We start from the raw sequence: 25,701 nt of genomic DNA on the forward strand, positions 1-25,701 counted from the left end.
GGGGGGGGCCCGTTCCCGTCGTGGTGGCGGGCGGCCGCGTGTTTGTGGGCTAGGGCCTTTTTTTTTTTGGTGGGGGGGGGGGGGGGGAGAGAGAGAGAAGCTTAGTGCTTTTCAGCCTTGGAGATCTGCTCAGCCAGGTCCTCGGGGGAGAGGTTAGCGGAGGAGAACTCGGGGGTCAGCGGCAGGTGCAGCTGCAGACCGGTACCGGGGCAAATCTCGACCTTTGCGGAGCGCAGCTTGAAGTCGACTACGTGACCGCCCTGAACGCGCTCATCATCGATAAAGTGGGCGTGGCAGCCGGGCACCGAAATGCCCTGCTCGTAGATGGGGGTACGGAAGCCAACGATCGTGCCGGTCACGTTATCGAACTGGACGATGTCTTCGTTCTCGGTGGCGGCAACCATCTTCGGGTAGGGCTTCTCCTGCTTGATGACAGTGCGGGTGCGGACCCACTCGAATTCGCCGTAAATCTTGATGGCGTACATGTAGTTCTTGGAGACGGTGAAGTCATCCAGAATCTGCGAGGCAGACTTGCGCAGCAGGTTCTGCGGCAGTTCGCGCTTAATCATGGGCACGAAGTTGGTGACCACGGCGTAGGGGGTCTGCTGGCGCAGATCGGGCAGGGATACGGAGCCGTCGTGGCGTACCTGGTAGCAGACGCCGTCGAGGACGACCATTTCGCCGTCGAGGCCGTTGAAGGTACCCACACCGAAGTTGCCGTGGCTCAGGAGCTCACCGATGGTCATCTCGCCATCGTAGATGCCGTCCAGCAGCTGGGACATGAGGCCGGTCTGAAAAACTTCGTTACGGAAAACAGTTTCACCGTTTAGGATGGTCGGCTGATATGCCATGAGATTTCTCCTCGTTACAGTGGATGCGGCGTCAGACGGGTCGGTCGGTCATCGGCGATACTCGCCCCAGCAGATGCTGAAAGTGTGAGGGGCGGTGGGGAGAACACGGCTTCGTGATGTCGTTTCTCGCGGAATTCGTAGGTGCCGCCGGCCGGGCGCACGCACTTTTATTCTACGCCTGCGTAGGAAAGATCCCGGGACTAGCGGGTACAACATCTTATGATGTGGCCCGCGACCTGCTCCTACAAGGGAAGAGGGGGTAGGACCCGCTAGAGCTCCAGAACCATCTCCACATGCTCAATCCCGACCTCCAGGTACGGCTCACCCACCTGTACAAACCCCGCAGCACCGTAGTAGCTGTCCTTCAGATAATACTGGGCGCTAATAACCAGTTGGCGGGCATCCGTATTCTCGCGGACCCATTCAATTGCTTCACGCAGCAGAACGCGCCCCAGACCGGTGCCGCGCGCCTCCTCACGGACTGCCACTCTGCCGATGGTCCAGGCGCCTTCGATGGGTCGGTGGTAGCCGTCATCGACCGTCATCAAATCAAAGATCCGCAAGTACGCCAGGACCCGCCCAGCCTCATCCGCGTGGAAGAAATGAACGCAGTCGAAATCAGCCTCATCAGGCTCCTGAGCAATGATTTGCTGACCCACCGTGAAAACCAGGGAGCGGGTGATGTGAATCTGCTGAAGCTCGCGGAGAGTCAGCTCGTCGAAATGCTTAGCCTGAAAACGAGGGGGAGTAGAAAGCAAAAGAGGTCCTTCCGTTCGTCATCGGTCGGGAATGAGCGTACCCCATTGAGGAAAACTCCGTGCAGGGGCGGAAGCGGAAAGCCGCCCTATGAGATTTACTGTGTCATCCATGAACGGATATTTAGTGCTCATATTATGTTTGCGTAGATGACCATCTGGAACGCAGATAAATTAACAGAGTTCTATACTGAGAGCGTTATATCACTCAACCCCCTGGAGATAACTCTATGTCTATCGCCGCTATCATGACCTGGACTCTACAATCAGAGATTCCTGTACCACCGGATGCCCAAGCTCTTTTGGGGCCGGGGGAAAGCGCCGTTGCAGCATTTGCTACTTTCCGTGATTCTGCTATTTTCACGACTCACCGACTCATCATTCGTGATGCTCAGGGTCTGACGGGTAAGAAAGTAGAAATGTACTCGTTGCCTTATTCCTCGATTCATATGTGGTCTTCTGAGAATGCAGGAAACCTGTTCGACACGAATAGTGAAATTGCTCTATGGACGAAGGTTGGCTACATCAAGGTCAAGCTGGGTCGAAAGATCGATGTCCGTAAGCTTGACCGGCTTATCGCACAGCAGGTCTTAAACGCTCAACAGCATTAGGGCATAAAAATACTGGCGTTCCCTCCGGTTGCACGACAAAAAGGGAGGGAACGCCAGCACCAACAGCTTAGCCCTTAGAGCGGCTCTAAGCGCAACTAAGACACACGAGGCGCATCGAGGTAGAAAAATATTAGACACGACCTGTCATCAAACGCACTACACCAAGACAACCGCCCGCAGAGATACGCCAGCAGACACAACAACGGCCTATACGCTCCCAAAAGAACGTATAGGCCGTTGTGCGCTGTCCGGAACTTACCCCGGCGGGGTACAGCTCAGGAACGAAAATTAGACGCCGTAGTACAGCTGGTACTCAAGCGGGTGCGGAACCAGCGAGAGCGGCTCCAGCTCATTCTTACGCTTGTAATCGATCCATGCCTGAATCAGGTCCTCGGTGAAGACGCCACCCTCGAGCAGGAAGTCGTGGTCAGCCTCCAGAGCAGCCAGCGCCTCCTCCAGGTTAGCCGGAGCCTTCTTGATGTCCTTAGCCTCTTCGGCGGGCAGCTCGTACAGGTCCTTATCGATCGGTGCCGGCGGCTCAATGCGGTTGCGGATACCGTCCAGACCAGCCATCAGCTGAGCAGCGAACGCGAAGTAGGGGTTAGCGGAGGGGTCCGGTGCACGGAACTCCAGGCGCTTAGCCTTCGGGTTGGTACCGGTAATCGGGATGCGGATACCAGCGGAACGGTTACCCTGCGAGTACACCATGTTGATGGGAGCCTCGTAACCGGGGACCAAACGCTTGTAAGAGTTCACGGTCGGGTTGGTGAACGCCAGAACAGCGGAGGAGTGCTCAATCAGACCGCCAATGTACCAGCGTGCGGTGTCAGAGAGGTTAGCGTAGCCGCGCTCGTCGTAGAAGAGGGGCTCACCGTTCTGCCACAGCGACTGGTGGCAGTGCATACCGGAGCCGTTGTCACCGAAGACGGGCTTGGGCATGAAGGTCACGGACTTGCCCCATGCATCTGCGGTGCCCTTGATGACGTACTTGAACTTCAGCAGGTCGTCAGCAGCCTTGGTGAGGGTGTCGAACTTGTAGTTGATCTCTGCCTGGCCGGCTGCGCCCACCTCGTGGTGGCTACGCTCAACCTCGAGGCCAACCTCGTCCATTGCTACGCACATTGCGTCACGCAGGTCAGCCTGCTTGTCGACGGGGGAGACGGGGAAGTAGCCGCCCTTGACGGGGGTCTTGTTGCCCAGGTTGCCGCCCTCTTCCTTGCGGCCGGTGTTCCAGGGAGCCTCGTCAGAGTCGATCTTGTAGAACACGGAGTTCGGCTCGACCTGGTAGCGGACGTCCTCGAAGACGAAGAACTCAGCCTCGGATGCGAAGAACGCGGTGTCTGCAATGCCGGTGGACTGCAGGTACGCCTCGGCGCGCTCAGCAACGCCGCGGGGGTCACGGTGGTAGGGCTCACCGGTGCGGGGGTTCACGATGGAGCAGATGATGACCAGAGTCTTCTCAATGCGGAAGGGGTCAACGTATGCGGACTGAACATCGGGGATCAGCTGCATGTCGGACTCAGCAATGCCCTGGAAGCCGCGAATGGAGGAGCCGTCAAAAAGCTGGCCGTTGACGAAGAAATCGTCATCAATCGCCTTGGCGGGCAGATTGAAGTGCTGCTGCACGCCGGGCATGTCGGTGAATCGGATATCAACGAAGACTACTTCTTCGTTCTTGATAAAGTCGAGAACTTCCTGGGGGCTGGTAAACATGAGGACTGCTCCTTGTTCGACTGACGGTGCAGGAGGGCATCTTCCCTCATCACATTCAGTCTTTGGTTTAGTTTTTGGCCGCGGGCAAAACCCTGTGACATATCAAGCATAGTGGTTATTTTTTGCGCGTGCGTGACTATCGTGTTTCGGTAATGTTACAAATCCTGGAAAGGAGTTACATCTATGTTGCCTCACGAAACGCAGCGCAGTCGCTAACGCCCCGTATCAGGGGCAGTAGCACCGCTAGTAACCGGGTAATAATCGGGTGTAACAAAAGGCTCCGACCCTCCCCACATGGGAAGAGCCGGAGCCTTCAAAACCTTATATCAGCGTCTCGCTTAGCGGCCGCGCATCGCACGACGGTCGGGGCGAGCACGCATCGGGTCAACGCCCTTCGGCAGACCGTTCATCGGGTTACGCATCGTGTTCAGGGTACTCAGACGACCCGAAACAACCTGCATCTCCTGCTGAGTCAGAGCCTTCGGAAGCTTGTTCATGGTCTTCACAACGTCCTTGAGCTCAACCTGACCCTCATCGTGACCGGTCTCAATCACGTGAACCGGAACGCCAGGAGCCACACGAGCCAGGTGCTTCTTCTCAGTGTTCACCAGCGAGTTCACACGGCTGTGAGGGCCCTCGGTCACCAGCACAATACCGGGACGGCCCAGCGCACGGAACACCAGATCCTGGTTGCGGTTCGCAGCAACGGGCTGCTCCTCAACAATCCAGCCGCGACGCACCGAGTTCATTGCCGCACCACTACGACCGGGCTGGTTCTCAATCTGAGCAAAAGCCGCAGTCTGCGCGCGGCGACCCAGCAGAAGCATCACCACAATAGCGGCAACGCCCAGACCCAGAATCAGGAAAGTAATCCAGTTACCCAGAGCAATACCGATGAGGAGGAAAACCAAAAGGGTACCCAGAGCCGACAGACTCAGAATCCAACCAATATTCGGGTCGGACTTCTTGGTCATCTGGTAGACCTGCTTCATCTGGGCGAAAGTGCCCGGAGTGCGTTCCTTCTTCTTTTTCTTCTCTTCGCGCTTATCTGCCACGATTCTTCCTCGGCTGGTTCTTCCGCGGCCCCGAAAAGCGCCTCAAACGCTCACGGAACCATAGTGACGTAACGATGCAGTGTATGCCTGCAATTTATCTAGTTTACCCTACCCGCACAAGGGGCGGGGCATAAGGGGAGGCTCCCCGAACACCAGCTGAATACCGGGTTCGAGGAGCCTCAACGCTCTCAGACAAAATCTGAAACGGCTTAGTAGCCCGCAGCCACCAGAGAGGAAGCTTCCTGCAGAGCAGCACCCTCACTCTCAATGTGAGCCAGGTTCTCAGGGATGGGGTAGCCGTTCTTGCGCATTGCACGAGCCCACAGGCGGCCCGCACGGTAGGACGAACGAACCATCGGGCCCGCCATAACGCCGGCGAAACCAATCTCCTCAGCCATGTTTGCGAAGTCCACGAACTGCTGCGGCTTCACCCAACGCTCAATGGGGTGGAAGAGCGGGCCGGGGCGCAGGTACTGGGTGAGGGTAATGATGTCACAGCCAGCATCGTGCAGATCGCACAGCGCCTCGTAAATCTCGTCGTCGGTCTCGCCCATACCCAGAATCAGGTTGGACTTGGTGACCATGCCGCCTTCCTTCGCCTGGGTGATAACGTCCAGGGAACGCTCGTAACGGAACGCCGGGCGAATCTGACGGAAGATGCGGGGAACGGTCTCCAGGTTGTGCGCGAACACCTCAGGCTTAGCGTCAATGACCTTCTGAACATGCTCGGGAACACCCTTGAAGTCGGGGACGAGCATCTCAACGCCGGTGTTCGGGCACATCTTGTGAATCTGACGGGTGGTCTCTGCGTACAGCCACGCACCGCCGTCTTCCAGGTCGTCACGAGCAACACCGGTCACGGTTGCGTAACGCAGACCCATGACCTTCACGTTCTTAGCAACCTTGAACGGCTCAGCGTAGTCAACAGCAACAGGCTTGCCGGTCGCAATATTGCAGAAGTCGCAACGACGGGTGCACTCGGAACCACCAATCAGGTAGGTTGCCTCACGGTCTTCCCAGCACTCGTAAATATTGGGGCAGCCAGCCTCTTCACACACAGTGTGCAGGCCCTGACCACGAGCCAGCTCGCGCATCTCATTGTATTCGGGGCCAACAATAGCCTTGGTCTTAATCCAGTGAGGCTTCTTCTCAATGGGAACCTCAGCGTTGCGGGCCTCCACACGCAGTAGCTTGCGTCCTTCAGGTGCGGTGCTCAAAAGTCTTCTCCTTGGTCTCGGTGTGCCCTCTGTGCAGGTGGGCCACCTTCTATTTTACGCCCGCTCAGGCGTAGGTGAAACTGATTTTCGTATATGACGAACGAACCCGGATGCGCGGTGCGCGGCTCGTTCAGGGTCTAGTTCTGCGCTCTAGCCCTGCGGCTGGTCTTGTGCTTAGTCCTGCGCCGGGACGGGCTCGAAGGACTCCGCCAGTCGGTCCTGGTACTTCAGAAGCTCCGCCTCCAGCGGCTCCAAAATATCGGCGGGGGTCACGGTGCGACCCAGCTGCTCCGAAATGGAGGTGACACCCGCATCGCTAATACCGCAGGGGATGAACTGCGCGAAAGGCGCCAGGTCGTTGCAACAGTTAATCGCGAAGCCGTGCATCGTGGTGTTACGCGAAACGCGCATGCCCAGCGCGGCAATCTTCTTGTCCTGGGTGATGCCATCGCCCAGAATCCACACACCGCTACGGCCCTCAACGCGCTCACCCTTAATGCCCAGACCCGCCAGGACATTAATGATGATCTCCTCAACGATGCGCACATACGCCACCACGTCAATGGGTTCGGGCAGACGCAGAATCGGGTAAGCAGTCAGCTGGCCGGGGCCGTGCCAGGTCAGCTTGCCGCCGCGGTCAATCTTGACGACGGGGGTGGACTTGTCTGTGGGATATTCGTGGTCTTCGGTGCGTTTACCGGCGGTAATCACAGCCTCGTGCTCAAGCAGAAGAATCGTATTCTGGCGGGTGCGGTTAGCCACCTCATCGTGGATGCGGTACTGCTCATCCAAGCACTCAACATAGTTCACATAGTTCGGGGCGAAGCCCACGCGTTCAATCGTCACAGACATACTTTCTACCTTAGTACTGCTAGTGGAGGGAAGAAAATTAGGGCGCCCTGAATCACGTGATGAGCGAACATGTAGGAATGTTACGGACGGGTGTGGTGGGTTGACGGGGCGAATATTTCGGGTGTTGATTTTAGGGTTGTATGGTTTATTTATAGTGTTTTACTGAGCCTAAACATGTTGTTTGATGTTATTTGATAACATGGTGGTATGAGAAGCAAAGAAACACACGTTTTGGAAAGCATCGCCAACACGGCTCTGCCCATCCTGCAGATTGTCGAGTACCGGGGAGGAGCCGCCGAGAGCGTGCCCTCCGTAACTCCCGTATCCCCGGCAACCTCCGTGCGCCCCGGACGCTACACCCTGCGCACCATTTCTGCACCCGAGGGTGCCGCTCCCTCCGCGCCCACTCTGCGTGCGGCAGCCAACGGGTACGGATTCGAGGAAAGCACGGATGCATCCACTCACGCTCAGACCCCGCAGGTAGCCGCCGCCCTGCGTAACGCGCCCGGACTCGCCAAGCTCCACGCCGTTACCAGCGAGGAGCACGATAGCAAGCTGTGCCTCTGGTACGAGCCCCTCGACGCGGGCACCCTCGACAAGCTTCTGAGCGCTCGCACCCTGAACCCCGCCGAACTCATGACCCTGGCGCGCACCCTGCACCGGGCACTTGGCAGTCTCAAAAAGGTAGGGGAGGGGCGCGCCGAGCTGAGCGCCGAATACATCGCCCTGAGCGCCGCCGGAGTACCCAAACTCCTGCTGCCGGATACCGTCTATCGTGAGGCGAAATCTCTCGACGCTGAACAGCTCACAGCCGCTTACGGCGAATACACACGTTCCGCCGCCGCCCTGCTCTGGCAAGCCGCCTGCGGCCACACGCCGGAACCCTCCGCCGCCCGCGTACCCCTCTCACTGCGCATGGGAACAACCGGCACCGATGGGGTACCCAGTAGTGACTGGATTGAGCGCCTCGGCAGAGGCCTCGAATACCTGCTGGACGCACCCGCCCAGGAAGCGGCGGCTGCCGGACTGAGCTCCGTGGTAGCGCTCGCGGAGGAGGTGCCGCCTCGCCCGCTCAACGTGTACCTGAGCTGCTCCGAACGCGCCCGCGCGCTGATTCCCGCGGCAGTAGATCCCGCGCCGGCGCAGAAGCTCTCAAAGGCACAGAAGGCACAACGCTACCTGGCGGGACGTTTGCCACACGTGAAGAAGCCGGCAGCAGCCGCAGGTTCTAAGACGTTGAGCCCCGCGGTGAGCCCCGCAGAGACTGCGCCGCCCGCCCCAAAGAACGCAGATGCGGTGGGCACAGAAGCGGCGGGTGCATCTCGCCTCGCGGCGCTACGCGGTGCGCTGAGCCGCCCCTCCGCACGCCTGGGTGTAGCCGCGCTGGCTCTGGGCGCTATCGCCCTGCCGCTCGGGTTCACCGTCTACGGGCAGAATGCCCCGGCAACGGCGCAGCCCGTGTCCGCGCAAGCCGTGAACGCAGCGGGGGAGCAAGCACCCGACGGCGCGGAAGAACAGAATCAAGCTGTGCAGGGCGATCAGATTCTACGCGCCCTCATCGACCAGCGGAACCAAGAACGCCGTGCTCGAGGCGGCGCAGAGCTCACCGTCGACACCACCGTAGAACTTAGCCGAGACGGCGAGAACATCCGCGTCATGGCGGTAGTCTCCGCACCCGGCTATCGCGCCGATAAAACCGAGCAGGAAGCCCGCAAGCTCAGCGAAGACAATGGCGTCACCCGCCAGAAAGTCATCTTCGACCTGCACCGCGGGGAGAAAGGCTGGGAGATAGCTCGCGCCGAACCCGTCACGGCATAACCGCGGTACTCTCTCAGCACCCAGGAACGTTCAATGGGCATAACAAAAGCGGCGGCCCCACCCACCGAAGTGGATGGAGCCGCCGCCTTTATGCTCACTGCCCGGGAAAACCCGGAGAGTTACGCTCGGTTACCCATCAGGGCACCGCCACAAGGAAACTTCCTTGAGCCTGTGCAGGTCTTAGAGGCCCAGCTCAGACTCGAAGTTTGCCTCCTCCAGGCGGGTCTTGACGGTGCGCAGGAAGCGACCAGCGTCCGCACCGTCGACCACGCGGTGGTCGTAGGTGAGGGACAGGTAGCACATGGAGCGGATAGCGATAACGTCGTTACCGTCTGCATCCTGGATAACCATGGGGCGCTTCACGATCGAACCGGTACCGAGGATTGCAACGTTCGGCTGGTTGATAATCGGGGTGTCGAACAGTGCACCGAAGGAACCAATGTTGGTGATGGTGAAGGTCGAACCCGACAGCTCCTCGGGGGAGATGTCGCCGGTACGTGCGCGGCCACCCAGGTCGCCAATAGCCTTTGCCAGGCCAGCAATGCCCAGGTCGGAAGCGTTCTTGATGACGGGAACCAGCAGGCCCTTGGGGGTGTCCACAGCAATAGCGATGTTCTCGGAGCCGTGGTAAGTAATCTGCTTGTAGTCCTCGGTCATGGACGCGTTCAGAGCGGGGTGCTGCTGCAGAGCCTCAGCGGTTGCCTGGACGAAGAAGGGCAGGAAGGTCAGCTTTGCGCCCTCGCGAGCAGCGAAGCCGTCCTTAGCCTTTGCACGAAGCTGGACAACGCGGGTCACGTCAACCTCGGTGACCTGGGTCAGCTGGGTGGAGACGTCCAGGGACTCACGCATACGCTTTGCAATAACCTGGCGGATACGTGCGGTCTTCTCGACGGTGCCACGCTTGGGGGAAACCTCGAAGGTGTGCGGTGCCTTTGCGGAACCAGCAGCCGGAGCAACAGCTGCAGCGGGTGCAGCAGCGGCGGGAGCAGCGGAACCCTTAGCAGCGATAGCAGCCTGAACATCCTGCTTGCGGATGCGGCCACCAACACCGGTGCCCTTGACGGTGGACAGGTCGATGCCGTTGTCCTTAGCGAGCTTACGGACCAGCGGGGTCACGTATGCTTCACCCTCAGCAGCTGCCGGAGCGGCAGGTGCAGCGGGAGCGGCAGGAGCTGCGGGTGCAGCCGGAGCAGCAGCGGGTGCTGCGGGAGCGGCAGGAGCCTCAGCAACCGGAGCGGGAGCTGCAGGAGCAGCCGGTGCAGCAGCAGCGGAAGCGTCGCCGATGATAGCCAGAACCTGGCCAACCTCTGCGTCCTCATCCTCGGGGATGCGGATCTCGAGCAGGGTACCTGCTACGGGGGAGGGAACCTCGGTGTCAACCTTGTCGGTGGAAACCTCAACCAGGGGCTCGTCAACCTCAACCTGCTCGCCAACTTCCTTCAGCCAGCGGGTAACGGTGCCCTCGGTGACGGACTCGCCCAGTGCGGGCAGTACGACCTCGATGCCTGCAGCAGCAGCTGCGGGAGCAGCCGGAGCAGCGGCGGGTGCTGCGGGAGCAGCAGGAGCCTCAGCAACCGGAGCGGGAGCTGCGGGAGCAGCAGCTGCGGGAGCAGCCGGAGCAGCAGCGCCGGAACCGTCGCCAATGATAGCCAGAGCAGCGCCAACCTCGACGTCCTCGTCCTCGGGGACGAGAATCTGCTCAACAACGCCTGCTACGGGGGAGGGGACCTCGGTGTCAACCTTGTCGGTGGAAACCTCAACCAGGGGTGCGTCAACCTCAATGGTGTCGCCGACCTCAACGAGCCAGCGGGTAACGGTACCCTCGGTCACGGACTCGCCCAGTGCGGGCAGTACTACGGTGTGGGACATAATCTTTCCCGTTCTCCTTGTGAATGCTTGAACTAGAAAAATGTGAGCGGCGACCCGGATGCGCGCCGCATGCGTCGAAACATGTCGACGCGCATCCGGATAGGGGCGTTGTTCAGCGGATACGCCCGGCAACCGCTAACGACCAACGGTCGTCAATACTAAGCTGACGCGCTAACGCCAGTCAGCAAAATTTATGCGCTGTGCAGCGGGGTGCCGTTCAGGACCATTGCAGCCTCACCCAGGGACTCGTTCTGAGTCGGGTGTGCGTGGATGAACTTAGCGACGTCCTCGGGGAATGCTTCCCAAGCAACCCACATCTGAGCCTCACCAATCTGCTCACCCATGCGCTTACCAATAGCGTGAACACCAACGATGGGGCCGTCCTTCTGGCGGACAACCTTCACGATACCGGTAGCACCGAGGATAGCGGACTTGCCGTTACCAGCCAGGTTGTACTCAGCGGTCTCAACGTTCTCAGCGCCGAACTTCTCCTTAGCCTTGGGCTCGGAGTAACCAACGGAAGCGATCTCCGGGTCACAGAAGGTGACCTTGGGGATGTTGATGTCCTCAACAACGGTGGGGTTCAGGCCAGCGATTTCCTCAGCAACGAAGATACCCTGCTGGTAACCGCGGTGAGCCAGCTGAACGCCGGGGACGATGTCGCCAACAGCGTAGATGTTGCCAACGCCGGTGTGCAGACGCTCGTTAGCCAGGACGAAGCCGCGGTCCATGGGGATGCCCTGCTCCTCGTAGCCCATGTTTGCAGTGTTGGGGCCACGACCAACAGCGACCAGAACGATCTCTGCCTCGAAGACCTTGCCGTCAGCCAGGGTGACCTTAGCACCGTTAGCGTCCTGCTCAACCTTCTCGAAGAGGGTGCCGGTGTTGAACTTGATGCCGCGCTTCTTGAACGCACGCTCCAGGACCTTGATGATAGCCGGGTCCTCGTTGGGGACCAGGTTCGGCAGGCCCTCGATGATGGTGACGTCAACGCCCATAGCGTTCCACATGGATGCGAACTCGCAACCAATCACGCCGCCACCGAGCACGATAGCGCTCTTGGGCAGGTAGTCCATCTCCAGTGCCTCAGTGGAGGTCAGAACGCGACCCTCGATGGGCAGACCGAAGGTCTTGGAGACCGAGCCGGATGCCAGGATAATGTTCTTACCCTTGTACTCAACACCACCGACGGTGATGGTGTCCTGAGCGGTCAGCTTACCCTCGCCGGGGATAACCTCTACGCCCTTCATCTTCAGCAGGCCTGCAAGACCCTTGAACTTACCGGAGACGATGTTGTCCTTGTAATCGCGAACCTTGCCCATCTCGATGGACTGCAGCACAGCGTTAACGCCAACCTTGGACGCCTCGCGTGCCTCTTCAGCCAGCTCAGCAGCGTGCAGGTACGCCTTGGTGGGGATACAGCCGGTGTGCAGGCAGGTGCCGCCGACCTTTTCCTTCTCGATCAGGCCGACGGTGAAGCCTAGCTGGCGTGCGCGAATAGCTGCGGAGTAGCCAGCGGAACCGCCGCCGAGGATGAGGATGTCGAATTCTTGAGCCACGATATTGCTCCCTTGCATAGTTGTGGGGGCTAAAGACCCCTGCAATGAGTTCTTTACCAATTTATTGGTAGGTTTCCCAGCATGTGCGAAAGGCCCGCGACTCACAAAAATCGCGCGCCCCTCCGCGTACGCAGAAAAACACTTAATACAACAATACCCCCGTTGAGGGTCGTTTAAGTTCACTCAGGGCGGTTTTAGCCGATTAATCGCCCAAACACCGCAAATTTTTCACCACGCAAGAAAAGCGGCGCGTCATAGAACAGCCCGATGACAGCATCACCACAACGGGGGCATAGAATGCGTCAAGAAAAGACGCAGAGGAGGGCTCCCCGGTAGAAATACCGGAAAGCCCTCCTCTGAATTAGCCCTATGCTGTGCGGCTCACATCAGCTAGGATGCGCCAGCTAGGATGCGCGCCCAGCGAAGCAGACTACTTAGCGTACGACTGGATGAAGTTCACCAGGGTAGCGGTACCGAAGCCGGTACCCTCCTTCGGAGTGAAGCCGTAGGGTGCCTCCTCGTTAAACGCGGGGCCCGCAATATCCAGGTGAGCCCAGGGGATGCCCTCGCCCACGAACTCCTTCAGGAACAGGCCCGCAGTCAGCGCGCCACCGTAGCGGGAACCAATGTTCTTCAGGTCAGCAACGGGGGACTCCAGGCTCTTACGCAGGTAGGACTCCAGCGGCATCGGCCAGTAAGACTCACCCGCAGCAGCACCGGCTGCAATCACGCGGTCACGAATCTCCTCGTCACCGAGCAGAGCTGCGGTGCGCAGACCCAGAGCGGCCATAGCCGCACCGGTCAGAGTAGCGATATCCAGGATGACGTCCGGGTTCGACTCAGAAGCCAGCGCAATACCATCAGCCATGACCAGGCGGCCCTCAGCGTCAGTGTTCAGCACCTCAACGGTACGGCCGTCACGCATGGTGATGACGTCCTCCGGGCGCAGAGCGTGGCCGCCGGGCATGTTCTCAGCCAGGCACAGGTAACCGGTCACAGCAACCGGAACGTCCAGCTCCGCAGAAGCAAGCACAGCGTTCAGAACGGATGCAGCACCCGCCATATCGCACTTCATGGTCATCATCGAAGCGGCAGGCTTCAGCGAGTTACCACCGGTATCAAAAGTAATGCCCTTACCCACCAGAGCCACGTGAGCCTTCGGGTTCTCCGGAACATACTTCACAACGGCAAGAACCGGCTTGCGGGGCGAACCCTGACCAACACCGGAAATGCCGCCGAAGCCCTCCTCAGCCAGGCGGTCGTGGTGGAACAGCTCAATCTCAAGGTTCGAGTAATCCTCAGCAACCTCAGCCACGAACTCAGCGAAAGTCTCCGGGTACAGGTGCGACGGGGGCAGGTTGACCAGGCGGCGAGCATCCTTAGCGGTCTCACCCAGAACCAGGGCGTGAACCAGAGCCTCCTCAGCCTCTTCCTGGTCAATCGACGAAACGATCAGGATGGAATCAATCTCTTCCTTAATCGAGTCCTGAGTCTTGCCGCGCAGGCCCTCCTCAACGAAGTTACCCAGCACGGCGCCGTGAGCAATAGCCTCAATTTCCTCTACCGAAGAAACACCGAAATCGAAAGCAATCTCCTCAGCGGAACCAACCAGCTGACGAGCCGCAGAACCAGCCGCGTAACGCAGAGCGTCCAGACGCTCCTGACCCTCAGCAGTATCAGAGCCCAGACCTACCAGCGCCACAATGCCGGCACCGGTGTCCTCAAGGCCGGGCAGACGCAGCAGCTGATCGGGGGCACCCGAGGCGCCCAGCGCCTCCAGCAGCTCGTTAATACCCTCAACAGAGTCCTCAGACAGGGAGCTCGGCGCCAGGTACGCACCGTCCGAACCCTTCAAAACGCCCAGAACCAGAACGTCAGCTTCGAGCGCTTCAAGGTCGGTGCTGTGAATAGACAGAGACAGAGACATCGTTACTCCTTTGCGTATGTCTTCTCAAAATAGTCGGGGCACATCCTCGCGCCCGAAAAACTCAACTGTAGGCCCTCGAAGAGTGAGGATGAATACCGCCGCGCAAAGCCGCGCGGACTACTGCTTCTACTCTACACGGATATGCAGGAGGGCGTGAGGTTCAGCTCTCACCCCGAGCAGCTGGAAGAGCAAGAAAAACGTGTAAAAAGCCGAGCTGCAGCGTCTTAAGAACGTCAGCACAACACTCAACAAGTTCACCTACTGCGAGAAAACCACGCACACTGTCGATACGGGGCAGTCGTGGCATAAAATGAAAGACTACGGAAAGCGTCTGATAACAGAAGACGCCCCTTCGCCCCACCACCTCGGGTACCGGCACAAACACAAAGCCCACCGAATGCGGCGCGAACCAGACAGAAGTGAGGAGGCACGATGCTCAACCCCGAAGATCTCTACTTAGCCAACACCAAAATATTGGACGACCCCAGGATGCACGGGCTGACCCTCGTCATTGCCCTCTCCAGCCCGCAGGACGCAGGCTCCACCGCAGGCCAGCTCGGACAGGTGCTGCTCAGCGAACTCAAGAACATTGAAATCGTCGAGTTCGACAGCGACCAGCTGCACGACTACCGTGCCCGCCGCCCCTTCATCCGCTACGAAAAAGACCACTTCGAAAAGCCGCAATACCCGCAGCTGAAGCTCTACGCCGTAGAAGACAGCCTCAACAAGCCGTTCCTGCTGCTCACCGGTGCTGAACCGGACCTGCAGTGGCAGCGCTTCGAAAAGGCGGTGCTGACCATCGCCCAGCGGGTCAAGCCCTCGCTGGTCGTGTTGGTCTCCGCATTCCCCATGCCGGTGCCGCACACCCGCCCCTTTCCGATTACCGCACACGGCTCCCGCAAGGACCTGATTCGCGGCATCTCCCCCTGGAAGCCCAGCGCCGACGTGCACGCGACCATCACCAACCTGCTGGAAGTGCTCTTCACCGAAAACGGAATCGACACCGTCGGCTTCGGCGTGAACATTCCCCAGTACATTTCGGAGGCGGACCTGCCGCAGGGCACCCTCACCGCCCTCGAACACGTGGGCATGGCGGCGCACCTCTCGCTACCCACCGAGAACCTGCGCGAAGCCGCACGCCACGTGCACAGCCAGATCAACGATCAGGTCAAGCAGAACCCCGAAATCGGTCGCATGATCACGACCATGGAAGAGAACTACGACGAGAACTTCCGCACCTCCGACATTGCGGTTCCCCTCTCGCGACGCGATGCACACAATGTGCCCAGCCGCGACGAAATTGGTGCGCTCTTCGAACGTTTCCTCGACGAACAGTAGGGCGCGTGCAGCAAAGCGCGTGCAGTAGGGGAAAGTACTCGAGGCACCCCTTACTCTGGGGGGCCCTTACTCTGCATGACAGATTATGACGCGGCACCCCGCGCCACTGTGGACAAACCCCTGCGCACAAACGAACAATACGAATAAATCTGTGGAACCTTCGGACCTATGAACCGAAGTATCCACAGATTTATTTGTATAACCTGCGCCCCCGCCCAAACCGTGCCACCGTGAAGGCATGAACGCAAACAATATCTCCAACGGCAACACTCCCAACAGCAACCACCTCAACAGCGACCACTTCAACAGTGGCAACTACGACACGCCCCCGCCCATCCGCAACGAATACGACGTGCTCAGCAGCGCCCTCCACCAGCACGGCTACTGGCCCGACCACTCACTCATCATCCTCACCGCAACTGACGATACCCTCGGCCCCAGCCTGCGCGTCAACCTACCCGACGAACCCTGCACCCTGACCGAACGCGCCGACTTCCTCCACGAAACCTTCGCCAAACTACCCACCTGCCACAACGGCGAAACGCTCACCCGCTTCTACACCGTCATCGTCGACGGCGACAACACCGTACGCCAACGCCAACTCAGCCCCAACACCGTGCAGCTCGCCGCCATCGAAGAAATCCAACAGGACGTCGACACCCAAATCAACATCAACACCTGGCTGCATCTGCTCCACGACCCGCGCATCGTCAGCGAACTACGCTGCGAAGACATCATCTACGCCGGCGGCGCCAGCATCTGGGCGCTCGACCCCGAACAACAAGCGCTCACCCTCCTCGCACCCATCGAAGAAATCCACCACAGCGGCTACTACACCTGGCTCACCCGCCACGGCGACACCATCGCCCCCAACGCCCAACACAACTACGCCCACAGCCCCTGGGACACCGACCCCACCGGCAACCCCGAAACCCGCCACGACTGGGAAAACGCCGTAGAACTCTGGGACCACACCCGCACCAACACCGCACGGCGCGACGACGCCCGCCGCACCAACGTCCACGCCATCTACCACCAAGCCCAAATCGACCTCTGCTACTGGGACGCCGCCATCAACGCCGCCGCGCACCTGCTCGCCACCCACCCGGTCGATGATGCTAAGGCACCCACCATCGGTGATGCGCTGCGCGACCTCATCCCCGCCGAAGTCGCCGGGCACCTACGCGCCTCCATCGCACCGATGGCGCTCAACCCCATCACCCCCGAAATGCTCACCTACCTCGCCGGATACGGGCTCAGCCACGCCCAGAAAGCGCTCGCCCACATGCACTACGCCGCCCAACACACCAACTACGCCCTCGGCGGCCCCCGACCCGTCGCCCTCCCAGACATCGACCCGCTCGAACCGCCCCACTACGGCACCCGCATCACCCGAAAAACCTACATGCCCGAAAGCTTCACCCGCATGCTCAGCACCGCACCCGGCGCCGACCAGACACACGTACGTGCCGTGCCCGAAAAATGCGTGCAATGGCAAGACTGGATCCGCCGCACCCACCGCGCTATTCAGCAAAACCGCAGCGTCCAACAAAACCGCGGCATCCAACAGGTCAACCTCGACCACTGGGCACTCCAAGAACTCAGCCCCGCCGACCTCGCCGTCACCACCGAACTCAACACCATCAACCGAGAAGTGCTCCCGCGCCTGCTCAAACAAAGAGACTCCAACGACCACACCGCCGCACGCAAACTCGAAGAGATCAGCCAACAAATCGACGACGCCTACACCAACAGCGAATACCTCGCCAACCCCAACCACCAAGCCGTCTACACCCACTACCTCGACGCCCTCAAAGGAGAACTAGGCAGCCCCCACTGGGAGCGCCTCAACGGGCTCGAACTACTCACCAGCCTGCTCACGCCCCACAGCACCGACGGCGAATACGCAACGCTGCGCAACACCCAAGCCTGGGCCAACTGGTACAAGGGATACAGCACCTACGCCCGCCTGCTCCGCCAAGAAGCCCACCGCCACACCACAGGAGAAGACCTCAACATCCTCGACGTACACCTCAACGCCGGAGGCCTACCCGCCTGGATCAAACACACCATCTGCGGCGAACCCGGCGCAAACCGCCAACCCATCAGCACCCTCAAACCACGAAAGGTCTAAAGCTCGGTACGTGAACCCGGCACCTAAACTCGAGGCACAAAACAGGGGAGGGGCGCGCCACCGGGCACGCCCCTCCCACACACAACCGCACACAGCCGCACCCACCCAAAACCAGGCCCACAAGCCCCCAAACAGCGCGTCAAGTTGAAAGCAACCAAAAATCTGCAATACTTATATATTGACCCCGTACAGTCAATGCGCTACAACGCGCCCTCAAACAGCTCAACACAACGAGCAACGGAACCCTGCAAACGACCATCGCATGCGGAATAAAACCCGCCCCCACAGCGTTAAACACGTCAAAAGCAGCAAACACCCCGACCGAGGACGCCAGCACAGACTTGACAGGGTCTTAGGTGTTTTGCAAACAAAACACCCCACCACAAGCCAGAAAGGGTTCTAGTGGCACCTGCAACCAGCAAGAAGACCGCGACCGGCGACGCAACCGAAGAAACCGTCGCAAAAACCACCACCAAGACCACCCGCACCAAGAAGGCAACCACCAAGGCCGCAGCGGCAACCGAAGACACCACTGGCGCAACCGCCGAAACCAGCGCAGAAACCACTGCCGAAACTGAGGCAGACAAGCCCAAGCGCACCCGCAAAACCACCACCAAAACCGCAACCAAGCGCAAGACCGGTGGCCGCCGCAAAAAGAGCGACGACGACGAATTCGACCTCGTCCTCGACGAAGACCTCGAAACCACCGACGTCGAAGACGAAACCGACGAAGAAGACGAAGAAACCGTAGCCAAAAAAGAAGAAAAGAAGGCCGCAGAAGCAGTAGCAGCCAAGGGCTCCGGCTTCGTCCTCACCGCAAACGACGACGACGACGCACCCGCACAGCGCGTCGTCACCCCCGGCGCAACCGCCGACCCCGTCAAGGACTACCTCAAACAGATCGGTAAGGTCTCCCTGCTCAACGCACAGCAGGAAGTCGACCTCGCCATGCGCATCGAAGCAGGTCTCTACGCCGAGCACAAGCTCGCCGAAAACCCCGACATGGACAAAGAACTCAAGAAGGCCATGCGCTGGGTCATCCACGACGGCAAGCGAGCCAAGAACCACCTGCTCGAAGCTAACCTGCGACTCGTCGTCTCCCTCGCCAAGCGCTACACCGGCCGCGGCATGCTCTTCCTCGACCTCATCCAGGAAGGCAACCTCGGCCTCATCCGCGCCGTCGAAAAGTTCGACTACTCCAAGGGCTTCAAGTTCTCCACCTACGCAACCTGGTGGATCCGCCAGGCCATCACCCGCGCCATGGCAGACCAGGCCCGCACCATCCGCATCCCCGTGCACATGGTAGAAGTCATCAACAAGCTCGCCCGCGTGCAGCGCCAGATGCTCCAGGACCTCGGTCGCGAACCCACCCCCGAAGAACTCGGCAAGGAACTCGATATGACCCCCGAAAAGGTCATCGAAGTCCAGAAGTACGGTCGCGAACCCATCTCCCTGCACACCCCCCTCGGTGAAGACGGCGACTCCGAATTCGGCGACCTCATCGAAGACTCCGAGGCAGTCGTCCCCGCAGACGCAGTGTCCTTCACCCTTCTGCAGGAACAGCTCCACTCCGTGCTCGACACCCTCTCCGAGCGTGAAGCCGGCGTGGTCGCAATGCGCTTCGGCATGACCGACGGCCAGCCCAAGACCCTCGACGAAATCGGCAAGGTCTACGGCGTGACCCGCGAACGTATCCGCCAGATTGAGTCGAAGACCATGTCTAAGCTCCGTCACCCGTCGCGTTCGCAGGTACTGCGAGACTACCTGGACTAAAAGTTCCTGACTAGCAGTTCTAAGATGCGGGCGGATGCTCGTGCAGCTGTTCTGCTGGCCGGCACGCAGACGATGCTCGCGGGGGAGTGCCCCCTCTGCGGCGCCCAATAAGTAAATGGGCCAGCCGCCTTGAGGATGGGGCCTCCGCCATTACGCATCGCTGCTATGCCGTCTAGGTTCAGTTTCGCTAGTTCTAGCACATACAGAAAAGGCTCTCCGAAATACCGGAGAGCCTTTTCTGCTACTTATATGCGGTTGGAGCGACGGCTTGCGGCACCGTTCCGCATGACAGGCTCGCGGACGATGCTCGCGGGGGAGTGCCCCCTCTTCAGCGCCTGGGGGCGCTTCGAGGACGGAGCCCCCGCTACGCATGTCCGCTATGCCGTTAAAGTTCAGCGCCGTTGAGGTTCAGCGCCGCTACAGGCCCAGCTGGCGCAGATAGCGGTCCGCCACCGCCTCCACCTGATCCAAACCGCGCACACGAGCCAGCGCCAGCGACCAAGCATCAGATTCCTGCTCCGCGCCCACCGGGAAGCCAGCCGCCGCCCACAACGCCGCCGTCATCGCACCCACCGAATCCGAATCCGAATCCACCGACACCGCACGGCACAAACCCCCAAACAGGGTCTCGCGCACCGCCGCATCGTCAGCATCAGCAGGCAGACTCTTCACAGCATCCGCCGCACACCAGAGAGCCACACCCAACAGCTCCGGCGCCGTCCAACCCGTACCAAAATGCTCCGCCACAGCCTCCGGAACCGGCACCACGCCCTGCACCAGCAGCTCGAGGGCGCGGCTCAGCGCCGCCGCTGTACGCGCAGCATCACCCGGAATCGAATCATCCGCGCCCACCGTGCCGCACCAGTCAAGCACACGACGCGCCGCACCCAACAACGCATCAAAGGAACCGGACGGAGAGGCCAACAAATCACGAATCAACAACGCATACGCCGCCGCCGAAGCCAACGCCTCCGGATGCCCATGCGTCAACGCTGCCGAACGCACCGCCAACAAAACCACCGTGCGCTCCTGCGCCACCGGCAACACACCCAACGCCGCCGAACGCACCAGCGCACCACTACCCAAAGCATCAGGATTCAACGACTTCGACACCAACTGCATCTCGCCCGAACCCAACGCCCGCAACGTCGCCGCACCCGGACCGCGACGCGCCGTCAACTCCGCTGCCCCATCAATCTCACGATCCAACGAAAACGGCGCAGACTCCGGCAGGCTCTCACCAATACCGCGGAACCACCGCAAATACGCCAACCACAGACACGCCAACTCATCCGCCGCCGCGCCCTCATTATTCCACTCCAAAACCTCCGTCAAAGCGTCCAGCGTGAAACACGTCAGCTGCGTATCATCACTGACCAGCAGCTCACCAAACGCCGAATCCCACGGCTTAGGGGCACTCTCCGCAATCTGCTCAGCCGACAACAACTCCAACGGATAACCCAGCGCATCACCCAACGCAGACGCACGCAGCAAACCGCGCACCCTGCCCGCAAACTCAGCAGAAACCTCGGGCGCACGCGTGAACTCAGAAAAACTCATAGGGCGATTATCTCACGGTCGGCTTGGGTACAAGCGGCTTCGTGCTCATACTCGCGGGGGAGTGCCCCCTCTTCAGCGCCTGGGGGCGCTTCGAGGACGGAGCCCCCGCTCCGCATGAGCACCTACGCCGCAGAGGGTTCCGCCCGTGAATGACGAACTGTGAGGCGCAAAACATGAGGCAGTGCCATACTGAAACCATGAAGATTCTGCACACCTCCGACTGGCACCTCGGCCGCACCTTCCACCGCAGCCACCTCACCCGCGAACACCAGCAGTTCATCGACGAACTGCTCAACTACGTGCACGCCGAAGGTATCGACACCCTCCTCATCAGCGGCGACGTCTACGACAGCACCATCCCCACCGCCGAAAGCACGACCCTGCTCGACCAGGCGCTCACCCGCCTCATGCGCGCCGGCGTGCACGTCATCCTCAGCTCCGGCAACCACGACTCCTTCCGCCGCCTCAGCTACGGCGCCGCCTTCTTCGAAGCCTCCGGCGTGCACCTGCGCACCACCATCGAAGACGCCACCCGCCCCGTCGAACTCACCGACGGCACCCAGCGCGTACACGTCTACGCCATCCCCTACCTCGCCCCGCGCCTGCACGCCACCGCCCTCGGCGTCGACCCCACCCACCAGGCAGTGCTCGGCGCCGTCACCGACGCCATCCGCACCGACGCCGCAGAACGACGCGCCCGCGGCGAAAGCGCCGACCGCATCATCGTCATGAGCCACGCAACCGTCAGCGACACCGCCGGCAACGCCGACAGCACACCCCGCAGCGACTCCGAACGCGACATCAGCGTCGGCGGCATCGACTGGGTACCCGCCTCCCTCTTCGACGGCTTCGACTACGTAGCCCTCGGCCACATCCACAAGCGCTACCCCGTCACCCACACCATCCGCTACAGCGGCTCACCCCTCGGCTTCTCATTCAGCGAAGAACACAACCGCAACGGCGCCTACCTCATCGAACTCACCCCCGGCGAAGAACCCGCCATCAGCGGCCACGAATGGGCAACCCGCGTGCACATGAAAACCCTGCGCGGCACCATGGACGACCTGCTCAACAACCCCGAAAACAGCCCCTACGAGCAGGGCTACTACTGCCGCATCGAACTCACCGACGAAACCCTACCCGTCGGCGCCGTCGACCGCCTGCGCAGCCGCTACGAAACCATCTCCCACTTCAGCTACCACAGCACCCAACCCGCCGCCGAAAAACCCGCCGCCGCGCCCCTCACCCGCGACGCCAACCCCGTCGACACCTTCGACCAATTCCACCAATACGTACGCAACCGCCCCCTCACCAGCGAAGAACGCGACGTCATCACCACCCTCAACGACCACATCAGCAGCCACAAGGACAACGCATGATCCTGCACACCCTCGAATTCGAAGCCTTCATGGCATACCCCAAGCGCCAAGAAATCAACTTCGATACCCTCAACAACGCCGGCGTATTCCTGCTCAACGGCCCCACCGGCGCCGGCAAAACCACGATCCTCGACGCCATCTGCTACGCCCTCTACGGCGAAACCAGCAGCGACCGCGAATCCGCCAAACTGCACTCCACCTACGCGGCACACAGCGGCACCAAACCGCGCGTGCTACTCGACGTGACCCTCCACGGCAAGCGCCTGCGCATCGACCGCACCCCCGCCTACAACAAGCCCATCACCCGCGGCGCCCGCAAGGGCCAGATGCGCGAAGAAAGCGCCAAAGCAACCCTCGCCGAGCTCGCACCCGGCGCCGACCCCGCCGATGAAAAAGCCTGGACCCCCATCTCCAGCAGCGTCGCCGAAGTCAACCGCACCATCGCCGAACGCACCCACCTGACCAAAGAACAATTCCTCAAGGTCGTGTTGCTGCCGCAGGGCCAGTTCGCGCAATTCCTCAAGTCCAAGCCCAAAGAACGCAAAGAACTGCTCAAAAAGATGTTCCCCGTCGAACACTACGAGCAGCTCTTCGATGCGCTCCTTGAGGAAGCGAAAAAGGCTCAGCAGGAAGTTGCCCAGGACGAAAACACCCAGCGCGGCTACCTTGAACGTGCCCGCGTAGAAATGCTCGCCCTGCAGGCGCTCCTGGACGCAGCAGATCCGGAGGCTGAGGAGGTTGCGGAGGCGGAGGCTTCCGAAAACCTCACCGCTGAGAGCGTCACCGCCGAAACCCTCGACGCATGGGTCGCCGGCGGGGTGGCGCGCGCCCGCGAAACCTCCGCGCGCGAAAAGCAGGAACAGCAGCGCCTCACCGACGAAGCCGACCGGAACACCCGCTTGCTGGCCGAACGCGCCCAGCTGCAGGCCGACTGGCGCGAATACGAGCAGCTCTGCGAGCGCCGTACCCGCCTGACCGAACGCGCTGACGAGCATAAGGCGCAACGTGAAGAGCTGGCGCAGGCGCGTGCCGCCGCACCCCTGCACGCACAGTACGCGCAGGTCCAGGCTGAATCCCAGGTGCTCACCGCCCGGGAACAGGAACAGGCCGCGTGTGCTTCCGCGCTGGAGGAGAACGGCGGTGCCCTACTTGCGGCACTCCGCGATGAGGAAACCGCGGCAGAGGTCGCCTTCCCCGAAGAGGCGACCTTCGCCGCCTTCCCGGATCTCGAGTCCGCGGAGCAGGAAACCCAGCTCGAGGCGCTCCTCGACACCCTGCGCGCCCTGCAGAAGAAGGACGCTCAGCTCGCCGACGAGGAGGCCGCCGTTGCCGCCCTGCTGAAGCAGGCTAACGCCCTCGAGAAGGACAAATCGCGTGCCGAAAAGACCCTGAGCGACCTCACCGCCGCCGCGGAGCAGCTTGCTGAAGAACTCGCCGGCTACAGCACCGCCGACGAGGAACGCACCCTCGCCGCGCACCTGGTCACCGAGGCGCAGCAGAAGCACGACGCCGCCCAGCAGATGCAGCAGAAGCTGGATGCCGCCTCCGCAGCGGTCGCCGCGGCTGAGAAGCAGAGCAAGCGCACCGCCACCGCCGAGCAGAAGGCGCAGGAGAAGTGGCAGGCCTCGGCTCAACAGGCGCTCGCCGCCACGGAGGAATTCAAGAACCTGCAGGTGCTGCGCCTCGCCCAGGCGTCCTCCCTGCTGGCGCGTGAGCTCAAGGACGGCGAACCCTGCGCGGTCTGCGGCTCGGTGGAGCACCCCGCCCCGGCGCAGATTGCCGAGGGTGCGCAGCTGGTTGAGCGCGCCGACCTGGACGCCGCCAAGGAGCGTGAAGACAAGGCGCACAAGCAGGCGCGCACCCACGAGCTGGCTAAGGAGAAGGCGACCAAGGCGCATCAGGAAGCCTCCGAGGCGCTTGCCGCCGCCCGCACCCAGTACGAGACTCTGGTGGCTCAGGGCGAATGCGATGTTGAGCAGACTGCCGCGCAGCTGCAGCAGGCGCAGACCCGCCTCACGCAGGCTCAGTCGCGCGTGACGGCGCGTGACGGCGTGCAGGCGAAGGCTGAGCGGGTGCGGGTTGAGCAGCAGAAGGCTCAGGAGGCGCTGCGCACCATCGAGGGCGCGGCGGTTGAGGCGCAGACGCGTCACCGTGACGCTTCGGCGCGTTGTGAGGCTACTGCGGCTGATTTGGCGCCTGCTCGTGCGGCGGTGGGTTTTGCGCAGCGTGTTGAGGCTGTGGAGGGCTACCGCGCGGCGCATCAGCGTCTGGCTCGTGCGGTGTTGCTGTTGGGCCAGGCGCGTGAGCGTCATGCCCAGGCGACGGCGCAGGCGCAGCGTCTGCTGAGCGAGTCTGCGTTTGAGAGCGCTGAGCTGGTTCAGGCGGCGGTGCGCACCCCCGAGCGCATCGATGTCCTGGAGCAGGCTGTTGCCGCGTATGAGCTGGAGCATGCCCGCCTCCTTGAGGGCTTTGGTCGTGAGGCGATTGTTGCGGTGGCGGCCCGTGTTGCCGCTGGTGAGCAGGCGCCGGATGATCTGCAGGGTGTGCGTGAGCAGGTTGAGCAGTTGCGTGCGGCGGCGCACCGTTTGACTCTTCGTGAGGGCGAGCGGGAGAGCGTTCTGCGTTCCCTACAGGCGCTGCGCGGCGAGTATGCGGCGTTCCGTGCAAAGACGGCGCAGCGTTATGACCGCGCGCAGATGCTGGCGAACCTGGCGGCGGCTGCCCGCGGTGACACGCTGGGCGGTTATGAGCATCAGGTTGACCTGGTGAGTTACGTGCTGGGTGCCGAGTTTGAGCGGATTCTGCATTCGGCGTCACTGCACCTGGATCGTATGAGTGAGGGCCGCTACGGCATGGTGTTCAGCGATCACCGTGCGAAGGGTAGCCGTTCCGGTGGCGGCCTGAACCTGGAGATTACCGACACCTGGACGGGTGAGCCGCGTGAGGCGTCGTCGCTGTCCGGTGGTGAGTCGTTCTTGGCGTCGCTGTCGTTGGCGTTGGGTCTGGCTGAGGTTGTGCAGGCGAATAACGGAGGTATCGAGCTGGATACCCTGTTCATTGATGAGGGCTTCGGCACGTTGGACGCCGAAACCCTGGACATGGTGATGGGCACGATTGAATCCCTGCGTGATAGTGGCCGCACTATTGGCCTGATTTCGCATGTGGAGGAGATGAAGAACCGTATTCCGGCGCAGATTGTGGTGGAAAAGGGTCAGAACGGCTCGTCGGTGAGGGTAAACTCCTAGTAGGCATAAATTCGCTTCCGGGCCGCTGTTGCGGCATGTCCGGCG

General features: G+C 61.1%; 17 protein-coding genes. 7 read left to right on the top strand and 10 right to left on the bottom strand.

The genetic code is table 11. From position 1 onward, the window contains the following. Positions 1-101: 101 nt before the first annotated feature. Together budA and RQ593_RS08875 are read right to left on the bottom strand one after the other, a co-directional pair. Positions 102-851, bottom strand: a complete 750-nt coding sequence (gene budA, locus RQ593_RS08870; protein WP_049337825.1) for an acetolactate decarboxylase — start codon at positions 849-851, stop codon at positions 102-104. Between the two features lie 269 nt (positions 852-1,120). After that, on the bottom strand, positions 1,121-1,609 hold the full coding sequence (locus tag RQ593_RS08875; protein WP_303983708.1) for a GNAT family N-acetyltransferase: 489 nt from the start codon (positions 1,607-1,609) through the stop codon (positions 1,121-1,123). A 227-nt stretch (positions 1,610-1,836) separates the two neighbouring features. Between RQ593_RS08875 and RQ593_RS08880 the strand changes: the two genes are divergently transcribed. Then, positions 1,837-2,217 carry a PH domain-containing protein gene (locus RQ593_RS08880; RefSeq protein WP_070649206.1) on the top strand — a complete coding sequence of 127 codons (381 nt, stop codon included), beginning with the start codon at positions 1,837-1,839 and terminating at the stop codon, positions 2,215-2,217. Between the two features lie 288 nt (positions 2,218-2,505). On the opposite strand, the gene glnA is transcribed toward RQ593_RS08880, so the two are convergent. The 4 genes from glnA to lipB all read right to left on the bottom strand — a co-directional run bounded on the left by glnA (position 2,506) and on the right by lipB (position 7,207). After that, on the bottom strand, positions 2,506-3,930 hold the full coding sequence (glnA, locus tag RQ593_RS08885) for a type I glutamate--ammonia ligase (RefSeq protein WP_070831363.1): 1,425 nt from the start codon (positions 3,928-3,930) through the stop codon (positions 2,506-2,508). Between the two features lie 338 nt (positions 3,931-4,268). Next, complete coding sequence (locus RQ593_RS08890) at positions 4,269-4,985, bottom strand: DUF4191 domain-containing protein (RefSeq protein ID WP_303983716.1); 717 nt, start codon at positions 4,983-4,985, stop codon at positions 4,269-4,271. Positions 4,986-5,194: 209 nt separating this feature from the next. Beyond that, positions 5,195-6,202 (bottom strand): lipoyl synthase, encoded by a 1,008-nt coding sequence (lipA, locus tag RQ593_RS08895; protein WP_049354315.1) that lies wholly within the window; start codon positions 6,200-6,202, stop codon positions 5,195-5,197. A gap of 174 nt (positions 6,203-6,376) precedes the next feature. Then, positions 6,377-7,207 (bottom strand): lipoyl(octanoyl) transferase LipB, encoded by an 831-nt coding sequence (lipB, locus tag RQ593_RS08900; protein WP_311450427.1) that lies wholly within the window; start codon positions 7,205-7,207, stop codon positions 6,377-6,379. A 78-nt stretch (positions 7,208-7,285) separates the two neighbouring features. On the opposite strand from lipB, the gene RQ593_RS08905 reads away from it, so the two are divergent. After that, positions 7,286-8,872 carry a peptidase gene (locus RQ593_RS08905; RefSeq protein ID WP_311450413.1) on the top strand — a complete coding sequence of 529 codons (1,587 nt, stop codon included), beginning with the start codon at positions 7,286-7,288 and terminating at the stop codon, positions 8,870-8,872. A gap of 180 nt (positions 8,873-9,052) precedes the next feature. Here RQ593_RS08905 and sucB read toward each other — a convergent pair whose 3' ends face one another. The 3 genes from sucB to RQ593_RS08920 form a co-directional block, all read right to left on the bottom strand. Continuing rightward, positions 9,053-10,741, bottom strand: a complete 1,689-nt coding sequence (sucB, locus tag RQ593_RS08910) for a 2-oxoglutarate dehydrogenase, E2 component, dihydrolipoamide succinyltransferase (protein ID WP_311450414.1) — start codon at positions 10,739-10,741, stop codon at positions 9,053-9,055. A 191-nt stretch (positions 10,742-10,932) separates the two neighbouring features. Continuing rightward, positions 10,933-12,318, bottom strand: a complete 1,386-nt coding sequence (gene lpdA / locus RQ593_RS08915) for a dihydrolipoyl dehydrogenase (RefSeq protein ID WP_070831340.1) — start codon at positions 12,316-12,318, stop codon at positions 10,933-10,935. 412 nt (positions 12,319-12,730) lie between these two features. Then, a complete protein-coding gene (locus RQ593_RS08920) occupies positions 12,731-14,227 on the bottom strand; it encodes a leucyl aminopeptidase (RefSeq protein WP_311450415.1) in 1,497 nt (498 codons plus the stop codon). Between the two features lie 432 nt (positions 14,228-14,659). Here RQ593_RS08920 and RQ593_RS08925 point away from each other — a divergent pair, with 432 nt between their 5' ends. From RQ593_RS08925 to RQ593_RS08935, 3 genes are all read left to right on the top strand, one after another. Beyond that, the gene (locus tag RQ593_RS08925) at positions 14,660-15,565 is read left to right on the top strand and encodes a PAC2 family protein (protein ID WP_294629044.1); all 906 of its coding nucleotides are present in this window, start codon (positions 14,660-14,662) and stop codon (positions 15,563-15,565) included. Positions 15,566-15,803: 238 nt separating this feature from the next. Next, positions 15,804-17,699, top strand: coding sequence for a metal-dependent hydrolase (locus RQ593_RS08930; protein WP_311450416.1), 1,896 nt, complete (start codon positions 15,804-15,806; stop codon positions 17,697-17,699). Between the two features lie 402 nt (positions 17,700-18,101). Beyond that, a complete protein-coding gene (locus RQ593_RS08935) occupies positions 18,102-19,472 on the top strand; it encodes an RNA polymerase sigma factor (RefSeq protein ID WP_303987132.1) in 1,371 nt (456 codons plus the stop codon). 417 nt (positions 19,473-19,889) lie between these two features. On the opposite strand, the gene RQ593_RS08940 is transcribed toward RQ593_RS08935, so the two are convergent. Continuing rightward, complete coding sequence (locus RQ593_RS08940) at positions 19,890-21,032, bottom strand: ADP-ribosylglycohydrolase family protein (protein ID WP_311450417.1); 1,143 nt, start codon at positions 21,030-21,032, stop codon at positions 19,890-19,892. A 173-nt stretch (positions 21,033-21,205) separates the two neighbouring features. On the opposite strand from RQ593_RS08940, the gene RQ593_RS08945 reads away from it, so the two are divergent. Both RQ593_RS08945 and RQ593_RS08950 read left to right on the top strand, forming a co-directional pair. Next, positions 21,206-22,411 carry an exonuclease SbcCD subunit D gene (locus RQ593_RS08945; protein WP_311450418.1) on the top strand — a complete coding sequence of 402 codons (1,206 nt, stop codon included), beginning with the start codon at positions 21,206-21,208 and terminating at the stop codon, positions 22,409-22,411. After that, positions 22,408-25,656 (top strand): SMC family ATPase, encoded by a 3,249-nt coding sequence (locus RQ593_RS08950; RefSeq protein WP_311450419.1) that lies wholly within the window; start codon positions 22,408-22,410, stop codon positions 25,654-25,656. Before RQ593_RS08945 ends, RQ593_RS08950 begins: the two co-directional genes overlap by 4 nt. Positions 25,657-25,701 lie beyond the last annotated feature (45 nt).

Origin of the sequence: uncultured Rothia sp. (assembly GCF_963507905.1) — a bacterium.
In the GTDB taxonomy this organism is placed as follows: Bacteria; Actinomycetota; Actinomycetes; order Actinomycetales; family Micrococcaceae; genus Rothia.